Origin of the sequence: Klebsiella sp. KTE92 (assembly GCF_000398905.1) — a bacterium.
GTDB classification, from domain to species: domain Bacteria; phylum Pseudomonadota; class Gammaproteobacteria; order Enterobacterales; family Enterobacteriaceae; genus Klebsiella; species Klebsiella variicola.
Genome location: NZ_KB976100.1, coordinates 5,115,876 through 5,130,894 on the forward strand (window position 1 = coordinate 5,115,876; position 15,019 = coordinate 5,130,894).

General features: G+C 51.8%; 14 protein-coding genes. 7 read left to right on the forward strand and 7 right to left on the reverse strand.

Annotated features, from left to right (window positions below):
* Positions 1-161: 161 nt before the first annotated feature.
* The 4 genes from coaBC to A1WC_RS01575 all read left to right on the forward strand — a co-directional run bounded on the left by coaBC (position 162) and on the right by A1WC_RS01575 (position 3,725).
* On the forward strand, positions 162-1,376 hold the full coding sequence (gene coaBC, locus A1WC_RS01590) for a bifunctional phosphopantothenoylcysteine decarboxylase/phosphopantothenate--cysteine ligase CoaBC (RefSeq protein ID WP_032691473.1): 1,215 nt from the start codon (positions 162-164) through the stop codon (positions 1,374-1,376).
* Complete coding sequence (gene dut, locus A1WC_RS01585; protein WP_012540306.1) at positions 1,354-1,812, forward strand: dUTP diphosphatase; 459 nt, start codon at positions 1,354-1,356, stop codon at positions 1,810-1,812. The genes coaBC and dut overlap by 23 nt, the downstream gene beginning before the upstream one ends.
* A 124-nt stretch (positions 1,813-1,936) precedes the next feature.
* The gene (slmA, locus tag A1WC_RS01580; protein ID WP_008806831.1) at positions 1,937-2,533 is read left to right on the forward strand and encodes a nucleoid occlusion factor SlmA; all 597 of its coding nucleotides are present in this window, start codon (positions 1,937-1,939) and stop codon (positions 2,531-2,533) included.
* Positions 2,534-2,708: 175 nt separating this feature from the next.
* Positions 2,709-3,725, forward strand: coding sequence for an SMP-30/gluconolactonase/LRE family protein (locus A1WC_RS01575; protein ID WP_016161960.1), 1,017 nt, complete (start codon positions 2,709-2,711; stop codon positions 3,723-3,725).
* Positions 3,726-3,762: 37 nt separating this feature from the next.
* Here A1WC_RS01575 and pyrE read toward each other — a convergent pair whose 3' ends face one another.
* The 6 genes from pyrE to A1WC_RS01545 all read right to left on the reverse strand — a co-directional run bounded on the left by pyrE (position 3,763) and on the right by A1WC_RS01545 (position 10,115).
* A complete protein-coding gene (gene pyrE / locus A1WC_RS01570; RefSeq protein WP_008806829.1) occupies positions 3,763-4,404 on the reverse strand; it encodes an orotate phosphoribosyltransferase in 642 nt (213 codons plus the stop codon).
* A 111-nt stretch (positions 4,405-4,515) separates the two neighbouring features.
* Positions 4,516-5,232 (reverse strand): ribonuclease PH, encoded by a 717-nt coding sequence (gene rph / locus A1WC_RS01565; RefSeq protein WP_002922602.1) that lies wholly within the window; start codon positions 5,230-5,232, stop codon positions 4,516-4,518.
* Positions 5,233-5,327: 95 nt separating this feature from the next.
* A complete protein-coding gene (locus A1WC_RS01560; protein WP_016161961.1) occupies positions 5,328-6,467 on the reverse strand; it encodes an ABC transporter permease in 1,140 nt (379 codons plus the stop codon).
* Positions 6,454-7,371, reverse strand: a complete 918-nt coding sequence (locus A1WC_RS01555) for an ABC transporter ATP-binding protein (protein WP_016161962.1) — start codon at positions 7,369-7,371, stop codon at positions 6,454-6,456. The genes A1WC_RS01560 and A1WC_RS01555 overlap by 14 nt, the downstream gene beginning before the upstream one ends.
* Positions 7,364-8,329, reverse strand: coding sequence for an HlyD family secretion protein (locus tag A1WC_RS01550; RefSeq protein WP_012967055.1), 966 nt, complete (start codon positions 8,327-8,329; stop codon positions 7,364-7,366). Before A1WC_RS01550 ends, A1WC_RS01555 begins: the two co-directional genes overlap by 8 nt.
* 85 nt (positions 8,330-8,414) lie before the next feature.
* Complete coding sequence (locus A1WC_RS01545) at positions 8,415-10,115, reverse strand: lysophospholipid acyltransferase family protein (protein ID WP_016161963.1); 1,701 nt, start codon at positions 10,113-10,115, stop codon at positions 8,415-8,417.
* Between the two features lie 642 nt (positions 10,116-10,757).
* On the opposite strand from A1WC_RS01545, the gene A1WC_RS01540 reads away from it, so the two are divergent.
* The 3 genes from A1WC_RS01540 (at position 10,758) to A1WC_RS01530 (ending at position 13,611) form a co-directional block, all read left to right on the forward strand.
* Positions 10,758-11,621 carry a YicC/YloC family endoribonuclease gene (locus A1WC_RS01540; protein ID WP_008806823.1) on the forward strand — a complete coding sequence of 288 codons (864 nt, stop codon included), beginning with the start codon at positions 10,758-10,760 and terminating at the stop codon, positions 11,619-11,621.
* Positions 11,622-11,803: 182 nt separating this feature from the next.
* Positions 11,804-12,550, forward strand: a complete 747-nt coding sequence (locus A1WC_RS01535; RefSeq protein ID WP_016161964.1) for an isocitrate lyase/PEP mutase family protein — start codon at positions 11,804-11,806, stop codon at positions 12,548-12,550.
* A 2-nt stretch (positions 12,551-12,552) separates the two neighbouring features.
* Positions 12,553-13,611 (forward strand): bifunctional transcriptional activator/DNA repair enzyme AdaA, encoded by a 1,059-nt coding sequence (locus A1WC_RS01530; RefSeq protein ID WP_016161965.1) that lies wholly within the window; start codon positions 12,553-12,555, stop codon positions 13,609-13,611.
* Between the two features lie 57 nt (positions 13,612-13,668).
* Here the strand turns inward: A1WC_RS01530 and A1WC_RS01525 are convergent, their stop codons facing one another.
* Positions 13,669-14,919, reverse strand: a complete 1,251-nt coding sequence (locus tag A1WC_RS01525) for a chloride channel protein (RefSeq protein ID WP_016161966.1) — start codon at positions 14,917-14,919, stop codon at positions 13,669-13,671.
* Between the last annotated feature and the right edge of the window lie 100 nt (positions 14,920-15,019).

Below are 15,019 nucleotides of genomic sequence, written 5' to 3' on the forward strand. Positions count from 1 at the left end.
GGTGAATTTGCCTATCCTGGCACAGCCTGACGGCGCTGCCGACCCGCTGCTTTTCACCCTGCGTAGCCGCTCGCAAAGTGAATGCCCACCAGAGGCACGACGACGACAGGATTGTGATAAGATGCGCGGATTCTGGTCTACGGCAACAGGAAGACATCATGATGACTCTGGCGGGTAAAAAAATCGTCCTGGGCGTCAGCGGCGGTATCGCGGCGTATAAAACCCCGGAACTGGTGCGCCGACTGCGCGAACGCGGCGCGGAGGTGCGTGTCGCGATGACGGAGGCGGCAAAAGCGTTCATCACCCCACTCAGCCTGCAGGCGGTATCCGGCTATCCGGTTTCCGACAGCCTGCTCGATCCGGCGGCGGAAGCGGCCATGGGCCATATTGAGCTCGGGAAATGGGCCGATCTGGTGATCCTCGCCCCGGCAACCGCTGATTTAATCGCCCGCGTGGCGGCCGGCATGGCCAACGACCTGGTGTCGACGATCTGTCTTGCCACCCCTTCCCCGGTTGCCGTGGTGCCCGCCATGAACCAGCAGATGTATCGCGCGCAGGCCACCCAGCAGAATCTGCAGACGCTGGCTTCCCGCGGCCTGCTGCTGTGGGGACCGGACAGCGGCAGCCAGGCCTGCGGCGACGTCGGCCCGGGGAGAATGCTCGATCCGTTAACCATCGTGGAGATGGCCGCGCAGCATTTCGCCTCCCCTGTCAAAGATTTGCAACATCTCAACCTCATGATTACCGCGGGCCCGACCCGTGAGCCGTTGGATCCGGTGCGTTACATCAGCAACCACAGCTCAGGCAAAATGGGCTTCGCGATTGCCGCCGCCGCCGCGCAGCGGGGCGCGAACGTGACCCTGGTCAGCGGCCCGGTATCACTACCGACACCGCCGTTTGTGCAGCGCATTGATGTCACTACCGCACTGGAAATGGAAGCCGCCGTCCAGGCCGGCGCTCAGCAGCAGCATATTTTTATTGGCTGCGCCGCGGTGGCGGATTACCGCGCCGCCGTCATCGCCGAAGATAAAATTAAAAAACAAGGTGATGAATTAACAATAAAAATGATTAAAAACCCGGATATCGTGGCCGGGGTTGCGGCGCTAAAAGCCCATCGCCCTTACGTCGTTGGGTTTGCCGCCGAAACGAATAATGTGGAAGAATATGCGCGGCAAAAACGTGCCCGCAAAAACCTCGACCTGATTTGCGCTAACGATGTTTCTCAGCCTGATCAGGGCTTTAATAGCGATAACAACGCATTACACCTTTTCTGGCAGGATGGGGAAAAGCGCTTACCACTTGAGCGCAAGGAACTCCTGGGCCAATTATTACTCGACGAGATCGTGACCCGTTATGATGAAAAAAATCGACGTTAAGATTCTGGACCCGCGTGTCGGCCAGCAATTTCCGCTGCCGACCTATGCCACCTCCGGCTCCGCCGGACTTGACCTGCGAGCCTGTCTCGACGACGCCGTAGAGCTGGCGCCGGGTGCAACCACGCTGTTGCCGACGGGCCTTGCGATTCATATCGCCGATCCCTCTCTGGCGGCGGTAATTCTGCCACGCTCCGGCCTGGGCCATAAGCATGGCGTAGTACTGGGCAATCTGGTGGGCCTCATCGACTCCGATTACCAGGGGCAACTGATGGTGTCCGTCTGGAACCGCGGTCAGCAGAGCTTTATTATCGAGCCGGGCGAACGTATCGCGCAGATGGTCTTTGTGCCGGTCGTGCAGGCGGAATTTAACCTGGTGGAAGAGTTTGACGCCACCGACCGCGGCGAAGGCGGCTTCGGTCACTCAGGGCGTAAATAAGCCCAGCAACACGGAACCTGCATCCCAACGCGCATAACGCAATAACATCACCGCAAACTCCGGTTTGCGGTCGCGTTGTGGATGTCTGCCTGACAAGTGCTTATTTTCAGGGGTATTTTAAAACATGGCAGAAAAACAAACTGCGAAACGGAATCGTCGCGAAGAAATACTTCAATCTCTAGCGCTCATGCTGGAATCCAGCGATGGTAGTCAACGTATTACCACCGCGAAACTGGCGGCTTCCGTCGGCGTCTCCGAAGCCGCGCTGTATCGCCATTTTCCCAGCAAAACCCGCATGTTTGACAGCCTGATCGAGTTCATTGAAGACAGTCTGATTACGCGCATCAATTTGATTTTGAAAGATGAAAAGGACACCACCGCGCGCCTGCGCCTGATCGTTCTGTTGATTCTTGGGTTTGGCGAGCGTAATCCTGGGCTGACGCGTATCCTCACCGGGCACGCGCTGATGTTCGAACAGGACCGGCTACAGGGCCGCATCAACCAGCTTTTTGAGCGCATCGAAGTGCAGCTGCGTCAGGTGATGCGCGAGAAAAAAATGCGTGAAGGCGAAGGCTACACCCTCGACGAAACCCTGCTGGCCAGCCAGCTGCTGGCCTTCTGCGAGGGTATGCTGTCGCGCTTTGTGCGCAGCGAGTTCAAATATCGTCCGACGGATGATTTCGAGGCCCGCTGGCCGCTGGTCGCCGCACAGCTGCAGTAAATCCTCACATGCAGCCGCCAGGCTGCATGATTCTCCTCGCAATCTGCGTAAGTTTGTTGCAAATCCCAGGGCCATTGGTTGAATTGCCCAATGCGCGTTTCCGCTTTCCTTTCCTACTATCCAGCTTGCTGATCGTTTCACCCTCCCCCAACACCACCCGACAAGGAGAGATTTGATGGCGACGTCACGGCGGGATTTATTGAAGATAGGCGGGTTGGCAACCGCATCGCTACTAGTCAGTCAAAAAAGCTTCGCAGCATGGGCCCCTTCTGAACGCTATCCTGACCCACGCATCGTGGCCGTCGATGACAGCTTTCGTCGCTATATGCTTGCCAGCGCAAAGGTTGAACGCATCGCCAGCGGCTTCCGTTGGGCGGAAGGCCCGGTCTGGTTCGGCGACATGCGAATGCTGCTGTGGAGCGACATTCCGAATAACGCCATCATGCGCTGGGATGAAATCAGTGGAGAAACCAGCGTCTTTCGCTACCCGGCCAATTATAGCAATGGCCACGCCCGCGACAGACAGGGGCGCTTAATCAGTTGCGAGCACGACACCCGCCGCATTACGCGTACCGAATACGATGGATCTGTCACCGTACTGGCCGATAGCTACCAAGGTAAGCGCCTCAATTCCCCAAACGATATCGTTGTGAAGTCAGACGGTACCATCTGGTTTACCGACCCGCCATTTGGCATCAGCGGCTTTTACGAAGGCCACAAAGCAACGCCAGAATTGCTGCAAAACGTCTATTGCCTGGAGCCGGAAAGCCGCAAACTAAGCGTGGTATTGGGCGACATAAAAGGGCCAAATGGTTTGTGTTTCTCGCCGGACGAAAAGACCCTGTACGTGGTGGAAAGCCGGGCGACACCGAACCGCTTAATTCTGGCGTGGGACGTGGAAGGCAATACGCTGAAAAATAAACGGGTGTATCTCGACTGTGGCAACGGTACCGCCGATGGGATCGCCTGCGACGCAGACGGCAATCTGTGGTGCGGATGGGGAAGCGGAAACGAAGAACTCGACGGCGTGCGGATCTTTAACCCTCAGGGTAAGCATATCGGCACCATTCAACTGCCGGAGCGCTGCGCGAACTTGTGTTTTGGCGGCGAACAGCGCAATCGGCTGTTTATGGCGTCCAGTACGTCAATCTATTCGCTGTACGTCAATGCGCAGGGCGCTAAGCTGGTATAGAGGAAATATCCGGCAGCCGAGGCTGCCGGATGCATCATCAGATGCCGTAGGCTTCACGATAGGCACGAACTGACGCCAGATATTCCGCCATCTCGGGTTTCTCTTCCAGATAAGCAATCAGCTCTTTCAGAGTGATGATTGAGATAACCTGGCAGCCGTAATCCCGCTCCACTTCCTGAATAGCGGAGATCTCGCCGCGGCCGCGCTCCTGACGATCCAGGGAGATCAGTACGCCCGCCAGCTGGGCGCCCTGGGCCTGGATAATCTCCATGGATTCGCGGATCGCCGTACCGGCGGTGATCACGTCATCCACCAGCATCACACGCCCCTGCAGCGGGCTACCGACCAGGTTGCCGCCTTCGCCGTGGGTTTTTGCCTCTTTGCGGTTAAAGCAGTAAGGCAGATCGCGGTCATGATGCTCGGCTAACGCCACCGCGGTGGTGGTGGCGATCGGAATACCTTTATAGGCCGGGCCAAACAGCAGGTCGAACTCAATCCCGGAATCCACCAGCGCCTCGGCATAAAAACGGCCCAGCAGTGCCAGATCGCGCCCGGTGTTAAACAGGCCGGCGTTGAAGAAATAGGGGCTCTTGCGCCCGGATTTCAGCGTGAACTCGCCAAACTTAAGAACCTGCTTGCTAAGCGCAAACTCAATAAACTGGCGCTGATAAGGCTTCATGGATTCGCTCCTTTTGGTACTTTCATCATTGTCAGACTACGCGCTCATCCTTCGCAGGTGTAATGAAGGATGAAGCGCAAAAAAAAGGCGACTTCTCAGTCGCCTTAATCATTAATTTTCTAACGCCGCCTTCTGCGTCGTGATAATGGATTCGATCCCCCCTCGGGCTAACGCCAGGAGAGTGAGGAGCTCTTCATGGGTGAACGGCTCGCCTTCTGCCGTCCCCTGCACCTCAATAATGCGGCCATCTTCGGTCATCACCACGTTCATGTCGGTTTCCGCTGCGGAATCTTCGATGTACTCCAGATCGCAAATGGCTTCGCCGTTAACGATACCAACGGACACCGCGGCAACCATCCCCTTCATTGGGTTGGTTTTCAGCTTGCCGGCTGCCACCAGTTTGTTCAGCGCATCGGCCAGCGCCACGCAGGCTCCGGTAATCGACGCCGTACGGGTGCCGCCATCGGCCTGCAGCACATCGCAGTCGAGGGTGATGGTGAATTCACCCAGCGCTTTCAGGTCAACCGCCGCGCGCAGCGCGCGAGCGATCAGACGCTGGATTTCCATCGTCCGGCCGCCCTGCTTGCCTTTTGCTGCTTCACGCGCGTTACGCGTGTGCGTTGAGCGCGGCAGCATGCCATATTCAGCGGTGATCCAGCCCTGTCCCTGTCCTTTCAGGAAACGCGGAACGCCTTCGTCAATGGAAGCGGTGCACAACACTTTGGTATCACCGAATTCGACCAGCACGGAGCCTTCAGCGTGTTTTGTGTAATTACGGGTCAGGGTGACGGGACGCACCTGATTAGCGCTACGGCCTGCTGGACGCATGATAGAAATCTCCGGCTTGAAACGAATGTGGGGCGCATTATACGAATTTCATGGCGAAAAGCCTATGCCAACACGTGCCGGGCATGCACATAATGTCAGTCCAGTGTTTTACGATAAGATTTCAACCCCACGCCAATCACTATCACCGCCAGGCCGATCAGTGGCAAAAGGTCGGGTAATAATGCCATCGCAGAATAGCCTTTCAGCATGATGCCCTTAACCAGTCGGATGAAATAGGTCAGCGGTAAACAGGAGCCAATGGCTTTCGCCCAGTCAGGCATACTAATAAAGGGGCTGATAAAGCCGGAAAGCATAATGGAAGGAATAAAGTAAAATGACGACATTTGCAGCGCCTGCAGTTGGTTTTGTGCCAGGCCAGAAATACCAATGCCAATTGACAGGCAGAGGAAAACATATATTAACAGCACCAAAAAAAGCAGAAAAACGCTACCATGAAGGGGAATATCGAACAATAGCACAGCGGCAATCAGAATTAACGTCGCCTGGAACAAACCGATGACAACAAAAGGCGTTATCTTCCCGACAATGACCTCAAACCCGGTCAAAGGAGAGACCAGTAAATTTTCTAACGCCCCGTTTTCTCGCTCACGGGTAATAGACAGGGCGGTCATCAGGATCAAGGTGGTACTGAGTATCGATCCCATAATACCTGGAATAGTATTAAACTGGGTAATCCCCTCAGGGTTAAACATCCGATGGATAATAAGCTCGAAATCATCCTCTTTTTGCGAGACACGCATGTCGCCCGGCAAATCGTGTTGAAACATCGATTTCGCCACCTGTACAAGGGCACTTAGCGCATTCCCCGTGGTTATCGGATCGATGGCATCCCCCTGAATTAACAGCTGAGGCTTTTCTCCACGCAGCATCTTGCGCGTAAACCCCTCAGGAATTGTCACGATAAAAGTGACATCTCCCCGAACGAACGCTTTCTGCGCCGCCTCTTCTGAATCGACAGGAATCATTGAAAAATACCCTGTATTTTGCGCTTCCGTCACAAAAATATGACTCATGCGTTCGGTATCGTAATTTAATAACGCGGTAGGAAGATTATGGGGATCCATATTGATCGCATAGCCAAGAATGATCAGCTGAAAAATAGGTGTCAGGAGCACCATACTAATGCTGACTTTATCACGACGTAATTCGTGGATTTCCTTAATAACCACGCCGATCCAACGGGTAAAGGAGAAGCTTAAATTAATTTTTTTCACAATCGTTTTTCATCAAGTAGGTAAATGCATCTTCCAGATTGGTAGCCACCTGACAGAACTCATAGCCCTGTTGTGTAAATGCAAAAAGCGTGGACTTTAATTTGGCTTCATCTCTGGAAGTAATATAAAGCTGATTGCCAAAAATGACCGTTTGCTCAATATCCGGCAAGCGTTGTAGCTGGTTTTCAAGCAGCGTCAGACCGGTGCCACTGGTTCGCATGGTGATCAGATTCTGGGACGCGATAATCGACGAAATAGTGCCATTCGCCAACAGACGGCCATAAGACAGATAGGCAACCTTATGGCAGCGCTCGGCCTCATCCATATAATGCGTGCTCACCAGGATTGAGATCCCTCTGTCCGATAACTGATGCAGCATTTGCCAGAACTCTCGCCGCGCTTTCGGATCCACGCCAGCGGTTGGTTCATCGAGAAACAACAAAACGGGTTCATGCAACATGCAAGCGGCGAGGGCCATTCTTTGCTTCCAGCCGCCAGAAAGCTCCCTGGCCTGCTGATGCTGTCGGGTAGTGAGGCCTAACTCTGAAAGCGCGCGTTCAACCCGGGCTTTACGTTGGTCGAGGCTATACAACCGCGCGATAAAAAGTAAGTTTTCCCGGATGGTTAAATTTCCCCACATTGAGAAATACTGGGTCATATAACCTATCTTTTTTTTTATTTTTTCCCGCTGCGTAAAGATGTCCATGCCCAGACAAGAGCCTTCACCTGAATCCGGGGTAATCAAACCACACATCATCCGAATCGATGTTGTTTTCCCGCTACCGTTCGGCCCAAGAAAACCATAAATTTCGCCTTTTGCCACCTGCAAAGAGAAATCCTTTACGACGTGATGCTCACCAAAATACTTATTGAGATTTTTTACATCAATACAAAGATTATTCATTACCAATAACCTCCACATCAAACGGCTGGCCGATTTTCATCCGCTCAGCCTGCTTCCGGGCAGGAACAGCCTCAGCCATAAAAATGAGTTTCTCCCGGCGTTTCGTACTATAAATAACCGGAGGCGTAAATTCCGCTTCAGGACTGATGTAGTTAATCACGCCAGCAATGGGCTCAGCGCAACCATCGCATATCAGTTTTACCTTAGTTCCGATTTTAAATTTACCAAGCATCGCCTCGGGTATAAAAAAGCGTACTTTTATATTCTCAGGAGGTAACAGACTAATTATTGGTCTGCCGGCAGTGGGCCGTTCCCCGGCACGATAAATAATATCGAAGACTTTAGCATTGACCGGAGAAACAATCGTCGTTTGCTGGACATCCCAAAGCGCCTTGTCACGTTCGAGTTTTGCCGCGGCCACCATCGAGAGCTGTTTGCTAATCTCATCCTGACGGGCAGGCAGTTGCCGCGCTTTGAGTTGATTAATTAACTCTTCAACCTGCGCGCCTTTTTGCGTTAACTCATCCCGGATATCCTCCCATTCTGCGAGCGAGATGGCGCGACTGGCGTAAAGATTACGATACCGCTCAAGCTGACGCTTTACCTGGGATTCCGCCGATCGTGCTTTTTTAATCTGGGCACGAATAATATCCAGCTCTTCAGGCCGCTCTCCCGACTCCAGATTTCGCAATAATGCGCTCTCTGCAGAAAGTTTTTCCTCAGCTCGCAGGAAAATATTTTGCGCATCAAAGGACTCAATCTTCACTAACTCTTGCCCAGGCGTGACATTATCTCCTTTCTTAATGAATAGCTGTTCAATTTTTGCAGTGGAAGAATAAGAAAGATAGACAAATTCGCCATGTGAATAACCAGATAACCTGTTCTCCGGTTTGTTATCACACCCCGTTATCATCAGCATCGCTATCACAACAATAAATATATTTACTGGCTTTTGCATTAAAACGCATCCGTACGCATAGAGTTTTCATTACTGATGTCTGGATTGAATTATTCTCATTCCAAACCCTAACGTTATCGTCAGTTTAATCCTTTAAATAATGCTTAAAGTATATTTCATTCAATTTATCGAGAGCACTCAGGTTTAAACCAGCGATCGAGTGAAAAGCATCATCTTTTGTGAATGCAAGAATCGACGATCCGCCTGGAGAAAACCATTTAGCGCTCTGTTTAAAAGGCCATGGTAGTTCATAACCTTTTTCTCTCAGTAAATCGTTAAGCACACGCCAGTCGTCTCTAAAATCATTTCCGGAAAATGGGCTATCACTTTGTGCACCTTCTGCAGTGAATAATTGAATTGGCGTACAAAAGTTAACCGAACTGGGAAAGTACATATTATAAAAGCTTACAATGAGTTTCTGCACCTCTTCAGGAAAAGAGCCGGGGATCGTCAACACACCTAACAAATATTTATAGTCTGGATATCTTTTTATAAAATCAAATATCCCGCGCCATAAATAATCAAGAACATTACTTTTTTGATAAGGCTTCTGGATAAATCCACGGCCGATTTCCACACACTGGCTTAAACAGGAATAGGCATTATTATGGTACTTGAACAGGCTGTTGCTATAGAGGCCTGTTATTCCATGTTGCGCTAACTGCTCACCAACGGGTATTAGACGATAGGCACCCAGTATTTCTTCATCAGAAGGATCCCATAAAATGATATGGTAATAGGTTTCATCAAAAACATCATTATCTCTGTCTTTACCGGATCCAGCGCCAATATCGCGATAACAGCGCTCGCGTAAGCGCCCTAGCTCATCAAGAATGGGTGAGTCCCCGAGGGTATTGCAGCGAAATATCAATAATTTTCTACCATCATCAAATTGTCTTAATACTTCGCACTCTTCTATTGCGTTTATTAAACTCTCTCGACTACCTGTTAATTTTTGCGGAGAAACCGTATCTACCAGCGCCGGACCATTCTCTCCGATGCTCTGGAGATGCATCAAGCATACACTTGACGCGGCGGACAGATCTTTATTAAATCGATTAAACGAAGATAAGGCTATTTGCTGCCCTACTTTGATTTTCATGGTCTTACCACGATGGCGTAGCGCTTCACGAATAATCATTATATTTGACAGTTGCCGCCAGACCGTCGCAGCTAAATAATAAGTTTTGCTGTTTGATCCCGTAATATGGACAGGTACCAGCGCCGCGTTGTTTCTCATCGCCAGTTGTAAAAAACCGGGATTCCATTGATGTTCCTGTAAACCTGAAAGAGACCAGCTAGCCAACTTACCTGCAGGACAAATAATCAACACACCACCGTTCTTCAGGTGATCGTTCATTTCCCTGAATTTCTTATGGCTCATCTTACCAGCCATATTCTCAATACCAATGGTAAGTTCTGCCACCTGTGGGAATATCATTGGCAAAATATGGTTAGCCACTATTTTTATATCTTTCCTGACCTGAGCGATAGTATGTATTAAAGCAATACCATCCATTACCGTCGGATGATTTGAAATAACAACTGTAGCACCCTGTCGGGGTATATTATTAAAGTCAGAGTATTCCGTTTCACATCGGACGTTAAAAAAATCAATGACCGAACTAACCCAATGCACACCATTTTTATCAATTAACCGTTCGTCGTTTATTAAACGAGAGAATATCTTATTGCCAAATGCGGCTCTGAAAACCCATTTTTTCCAGTGTGGAATATGGGTATCTGGGAAAAACTCTCGAATGACTCTGTCAAAGATAGCGTTCATATTAAAATCCTTTTTATAGAACTAATCTAAAACGACTATACTCGTGATCCTTCTGTCGGACAATACCGCCCAAAATGAAAACCCACTAATACAAAATTAATGAATATAGTTGAAGTGATAATATTCATGAAGACAATATAAACAATAGCAGGTTTAATATATTCGCCGCAATAAATTCAAAAAATCATACATAATACTTAAAGATAATACACCGCAGTATTTCCTGTGGTTATATTTGGCACGAAAGCATCACTCTGATAAGATTTTCCGACAAGAAACTAGCTCGTATAGCATCATCTGTATTTGATGTTCACGCCAAATAACATAAAACCATTAACTACAGCAAAAAGTAATATCTCCCCGCGGTCAACAAAGCGCAGAAAAACCATTTCTTCAGTAAGCCCAAATAATTAACCACATATAACTTAACAGCGTCATTGACGTAAAATCGCTAATACAAAACGTCTTATTTTTACCCACAACAGAAGCATACCGCTCGCTTAACTTAGTAATTGCATGAAATAGATTGTGGCTATGCCCCTCAAAACAATCGCCATCCAGGTATTTCATCACTATTCCTGTTAAGTCACCGCCCGCATAGCTATAATCCTTGCATTCATTATTACGAAAACAGGAACGTCTATGATCCGCAGTATGACCGCCTATGCCCGCCGTGAAATCAAGGGTGACTGGGGTAGCGCCGCATGGGAGCTGCGCTCGGTAAACCAGCGCTATCTGGAAACGTACTTCCGCCTGCCGGAGCAGTTCCGTAGTCTGGAGCCCGTGGTACGCGAGCGCATTCGCGCCCGCCTGACTCGCGGTAAAGTCGAATGCACCCTGCGTTTTGAACAAGATCCCAGCGCTCAGGGTGAACTTATCCTCAACGAAAAGCTGGCTAAACAGCTGGTCAACGCTGCCAACTGGGTGAAAATGCAGAGCGATGAAGGGGAAATCAACCCGGTTGATATCCTGCGCTGGCCGGGCGTGATGGCCGCCAAAGAGCAGGATCTCGACGCCATCGCCGCCGACATTCTGGCCGCTCTTGATGGCGCGCTGGACGACTTCATCGTCGCCCGCGAAACGGAAGGCCAGGCCCTGAAAGCGCTTATCGAGCAGCGGCTTGAAGGGGTGAGCGGCGAAGTGACCAAAGTTCGCGCCCATATGCCGGAAATCCTCCAGTGGCAGCGCGAGCGTCTGGTTGCCAAACTGGAAGACGCGGAAGTGCAGCTGGAAAATAACCGTCTTGAGCAAGAGCTGGTGCTGATGGCGCAGCGTATCGACGTTGCCGAAGAGCTGGACCGCCTCGAAGCGCACGTTAAAGAGACCTACAACATTCTGAAAAAGAAAGAGGCTGTGGGTCGCCGTCTCGACTTTATGATGCAGGAGTTCAACCGTGAGTCGAACACCCTGGCGTCAAAATCGATTAACGCCGAGGTCACCAACTCCGCGATTGAGCTGAAGGTACTGATCGAGCAAATGCGCGAACAGATACAGAATATCGAGTAACGCTTTCTCACCCATCCAGGCACTACAGTATAAAAGGTCATGATCAATCATGGCCTTTTTATTTATCTCTCCCGCCGGCTGACGATAAGAATCTACGTATAAAAATAGTCGTCCAGTTTTCGGTTGTGGCAAATGAGCCCAACGCGGCACAGTCTGGGGACACACTACCGCGGGAGAAAAGAATGAACTTCAACGCGCTTCACCAGCAAAACCAACCGTTGTTGCTTGCCAACGTCTGGGATGCCAGCAGCGCTCAGGCCGCTCAGCAGGCCGGTTATCAGGCGCTGGGCTCCTCCAGCGCTGCTATCGCCGCAATGTTAGGGTATGAAGATGGCGAAGAGATGAGTTTTGACGAGCTGTTATATATCGTCTCACGCATCAAAGCTGTTAGCGAACTGCCGTTAAGCGTCGATTTAGAGGCGGGCTACAGCGCCACAACCAGCCACATCATTGACAATATCCGGCGTCTGGCGCATCTCGGCGTGAGCGGAATAAACCTCGAGGATAGTCATGTGGTGAATAATACGCGTCGTCTTGACGATGCCGTGGTCTTTGCCGCCAAAATCCAGGAAATCACCCACGCTTGTCCCGATATGTTTGTTAATGTCCGCACCGATACCTTTCTTCTCAACGTACCAAATGCACTGGATGAGACGCTCTATCGCGGTCAGTTATACGCTAACCATGGCGGATGCGGTTTTTTTGTGCCTTGCGTCACCCGCGCGGAAGATATTACCGCCATTGTCCGCCACGTGCCTTTACCCTTAAACGTAATGTGCATGCCTGAGCTGGCGGACTTCAGTACCTTATCGGCACTGGGCGTAAAACGAATTTCGATGGGCAATTTTATTCATGCTGCCACACAGGCCAGACTGAAAGACTTATTATGTCAGGTGCAAGCTAACTACTCTTTCTCGGGTGTTTTTTGACCATGAAAATTACCGACAGCATCCAGTGCGATATCTGGTATCAGGCGCTGCTTGAACGCGCTGTGGAGTTTACCGGCGTCTTTTTCGTTGGCGTGAAAACCACCGGCGTATTTTGTATCTCGGTCTGTCGGGCGCGAAAACCCAGGCGGGAAAACGTCGAATTCTATAATGACGTTAAATCCGCGCTGGATGCCGGGTTCCGGCCATGCAAAGTCTATCGCCCGACGGAGAATGCCCGGACAGCCCCCGCCTTTGTTGAGCAAGCGCTCCGCCTGCTGCGAGAAGACCCGAAGGTTCGCCTCAGTGATAGCGAACTACGTCAGCACGATATTAGCCCGGAACGCGTTCGCCGCTGGTTCCTGCAAAACCACGGGATCACCTTTCAGGCTTTTCAACGGATGCAGCGCGTTAATATGGCGCTTCAGGAGCTGAAAGCAGGCCGATCAACCACCGATGTCGCTTTCGATAGCGGCTATGAGTCCTTAAGCGGTTTCGGCTATACCTGCAAAAAATTGACCGGTTCCGCACCCAGCGCGCAACGCCAGGTTGTTTTAATTCATCGTTTTACCACCCCATTAGGGCCAATGTTTGTTTGTGCAACGCAGCGGGGGATTTGTCTGCTGGAGTTTGTCGACAGACGAGCGCTGGAGACAGAATTCAGCGACCTGCAGCGACGGTTCGACGCCAGCATCATCGCTGGTGAAAACGCCCACACCCGGCAGGCGCAACAGGAAATAACGGAGTATTTTGCCGGGCGGCGTCAATCGTTCGAGGTGGCGCTTGATACCCCAGGCAGCGAATTCCAGCGAGCGGTCTGGCGCCATTTACAGTACGTTAGCTTCGGTGAGACGACGCATTATCAATCGATTGCGATGGATATAGGTAAACCAACGGCCACGCGCGCGGTGGCTGCAGCAAACGGCGCTAACCGCGTCGCGATTATCATCCCCTGCCATCGAATTATCGGCAAAGATGGTTCGATGACCGGTTACGGCGGCGGCGTTGCACGTAAAAAATGGCTTATTAACCATGAGGCAACCATCAGGGAAAAATGCGGCTGATTTTACTTCCCGGATGAAGGGCCCCTCCCTGTTCACTTTCACTGCGGTTCGGTAAACCTATTTTTTGTCCAGCGCCCGGCAGGTTAAAAACGCCCCTGCCGCGCACAGCAGCGCCGGAGCCAGATAGCTGTGATCCATGTGGGTGAACTCCATCACCAGCACCACCGCAGTCAGCGGCATCTGCATGGAGGCGGCGAGAAACGCGGCCGCCCCCACCAGAGCGAAGCTGCTTTTATCTCCGCCAGGGAAGCCGAGCTGCCAGAGTGCGCAGAGCAGCAGACTGACCAGTCCGCCTACCGCCAGCCCCGGGGTTAACAATCCACCCTCCGCGCCGCCGCGCAGCACCGCCAGGATCACCACCATCTTCAACACTAACAGGATAGCGACCATAGAGAGAGGCAGCCCGTCGCTGAGCGCCAACTGCATTGGTCCCTTGCCATTGCCCGGAAGTTCCGGGAAATAAAGGCTCAGGATGGCAAGAAGGGAAAACCCCAGCAGACAGAACACCGGCATCTGCCAGTTACTTCGGACGCGTGAACGCGCTGCGCTGGTCGCTTTACGAAAGAGCCAGGCGCCGGTGCCAAGAATCGGGCCCGCCAGAATCGCCCACCAGAGAAAGGAATGCGGAAGCGTGCTGGAAACAAAATGGTATTGCGATTCATCCCCTAACCCCAGGGTAGCCGTCCACGCGGCAATCGCCGAGGTCATTATCGCCGCCAGCGTTTTTTCCCAGCTAAACGACAGCAGCATGACCTCAAGGCTGAACAACGCCCCTGCCAGCGGGACGTTATAGACCGCCGCCAGACCGGCGCCCGCCCCACAGGCGATCAGGGTGCGGGTTTCATCTTCCAGCAGGCCCAGCTTACGCGCCACCATCCCCGCCCCCAGCGCGCCCATTTCCCGGGGCGCCACTTCGCGGCCAAGCGGGGAACCCAGCGCTACGGTGACGATCTGCAGCAGGGCGTGGATCGTCGTGGTGCCTGCTGGCATGGGTACGGAAGGGTTGGCCACCGCCGCCGCAATGGAAACCCGCTTCTGCCCATAGCGACCAAGCAGCCACCAGCCAAATCCGGCGACGACGCCGCCGGCCACGATTGCCGCGATGCGGCGTGGCCAGGACGACTCCGTGACGCCCTGTAAAAATGACACCGAACCGACGATCTGCCCGGCACTGTAGCCAAAAGCCAGGTGCTGTATCGCGTGTAAAATCAGTGCCAGCACCATACCGGACAAACCGGCCAGAATCCCGGTTAATACCACGGCTATCAGGCGAGTCAGATTGTTTTTATTCCCGGCGGCGACGCTCATTTTCTCAGGCCTTGAAAAGGAAAAATAAAAGAATAAAGGACGAGACTTAAACATTGCGTAATCATAGTGTTTTCGATAGTGATACCCGTCGCTTCACTTA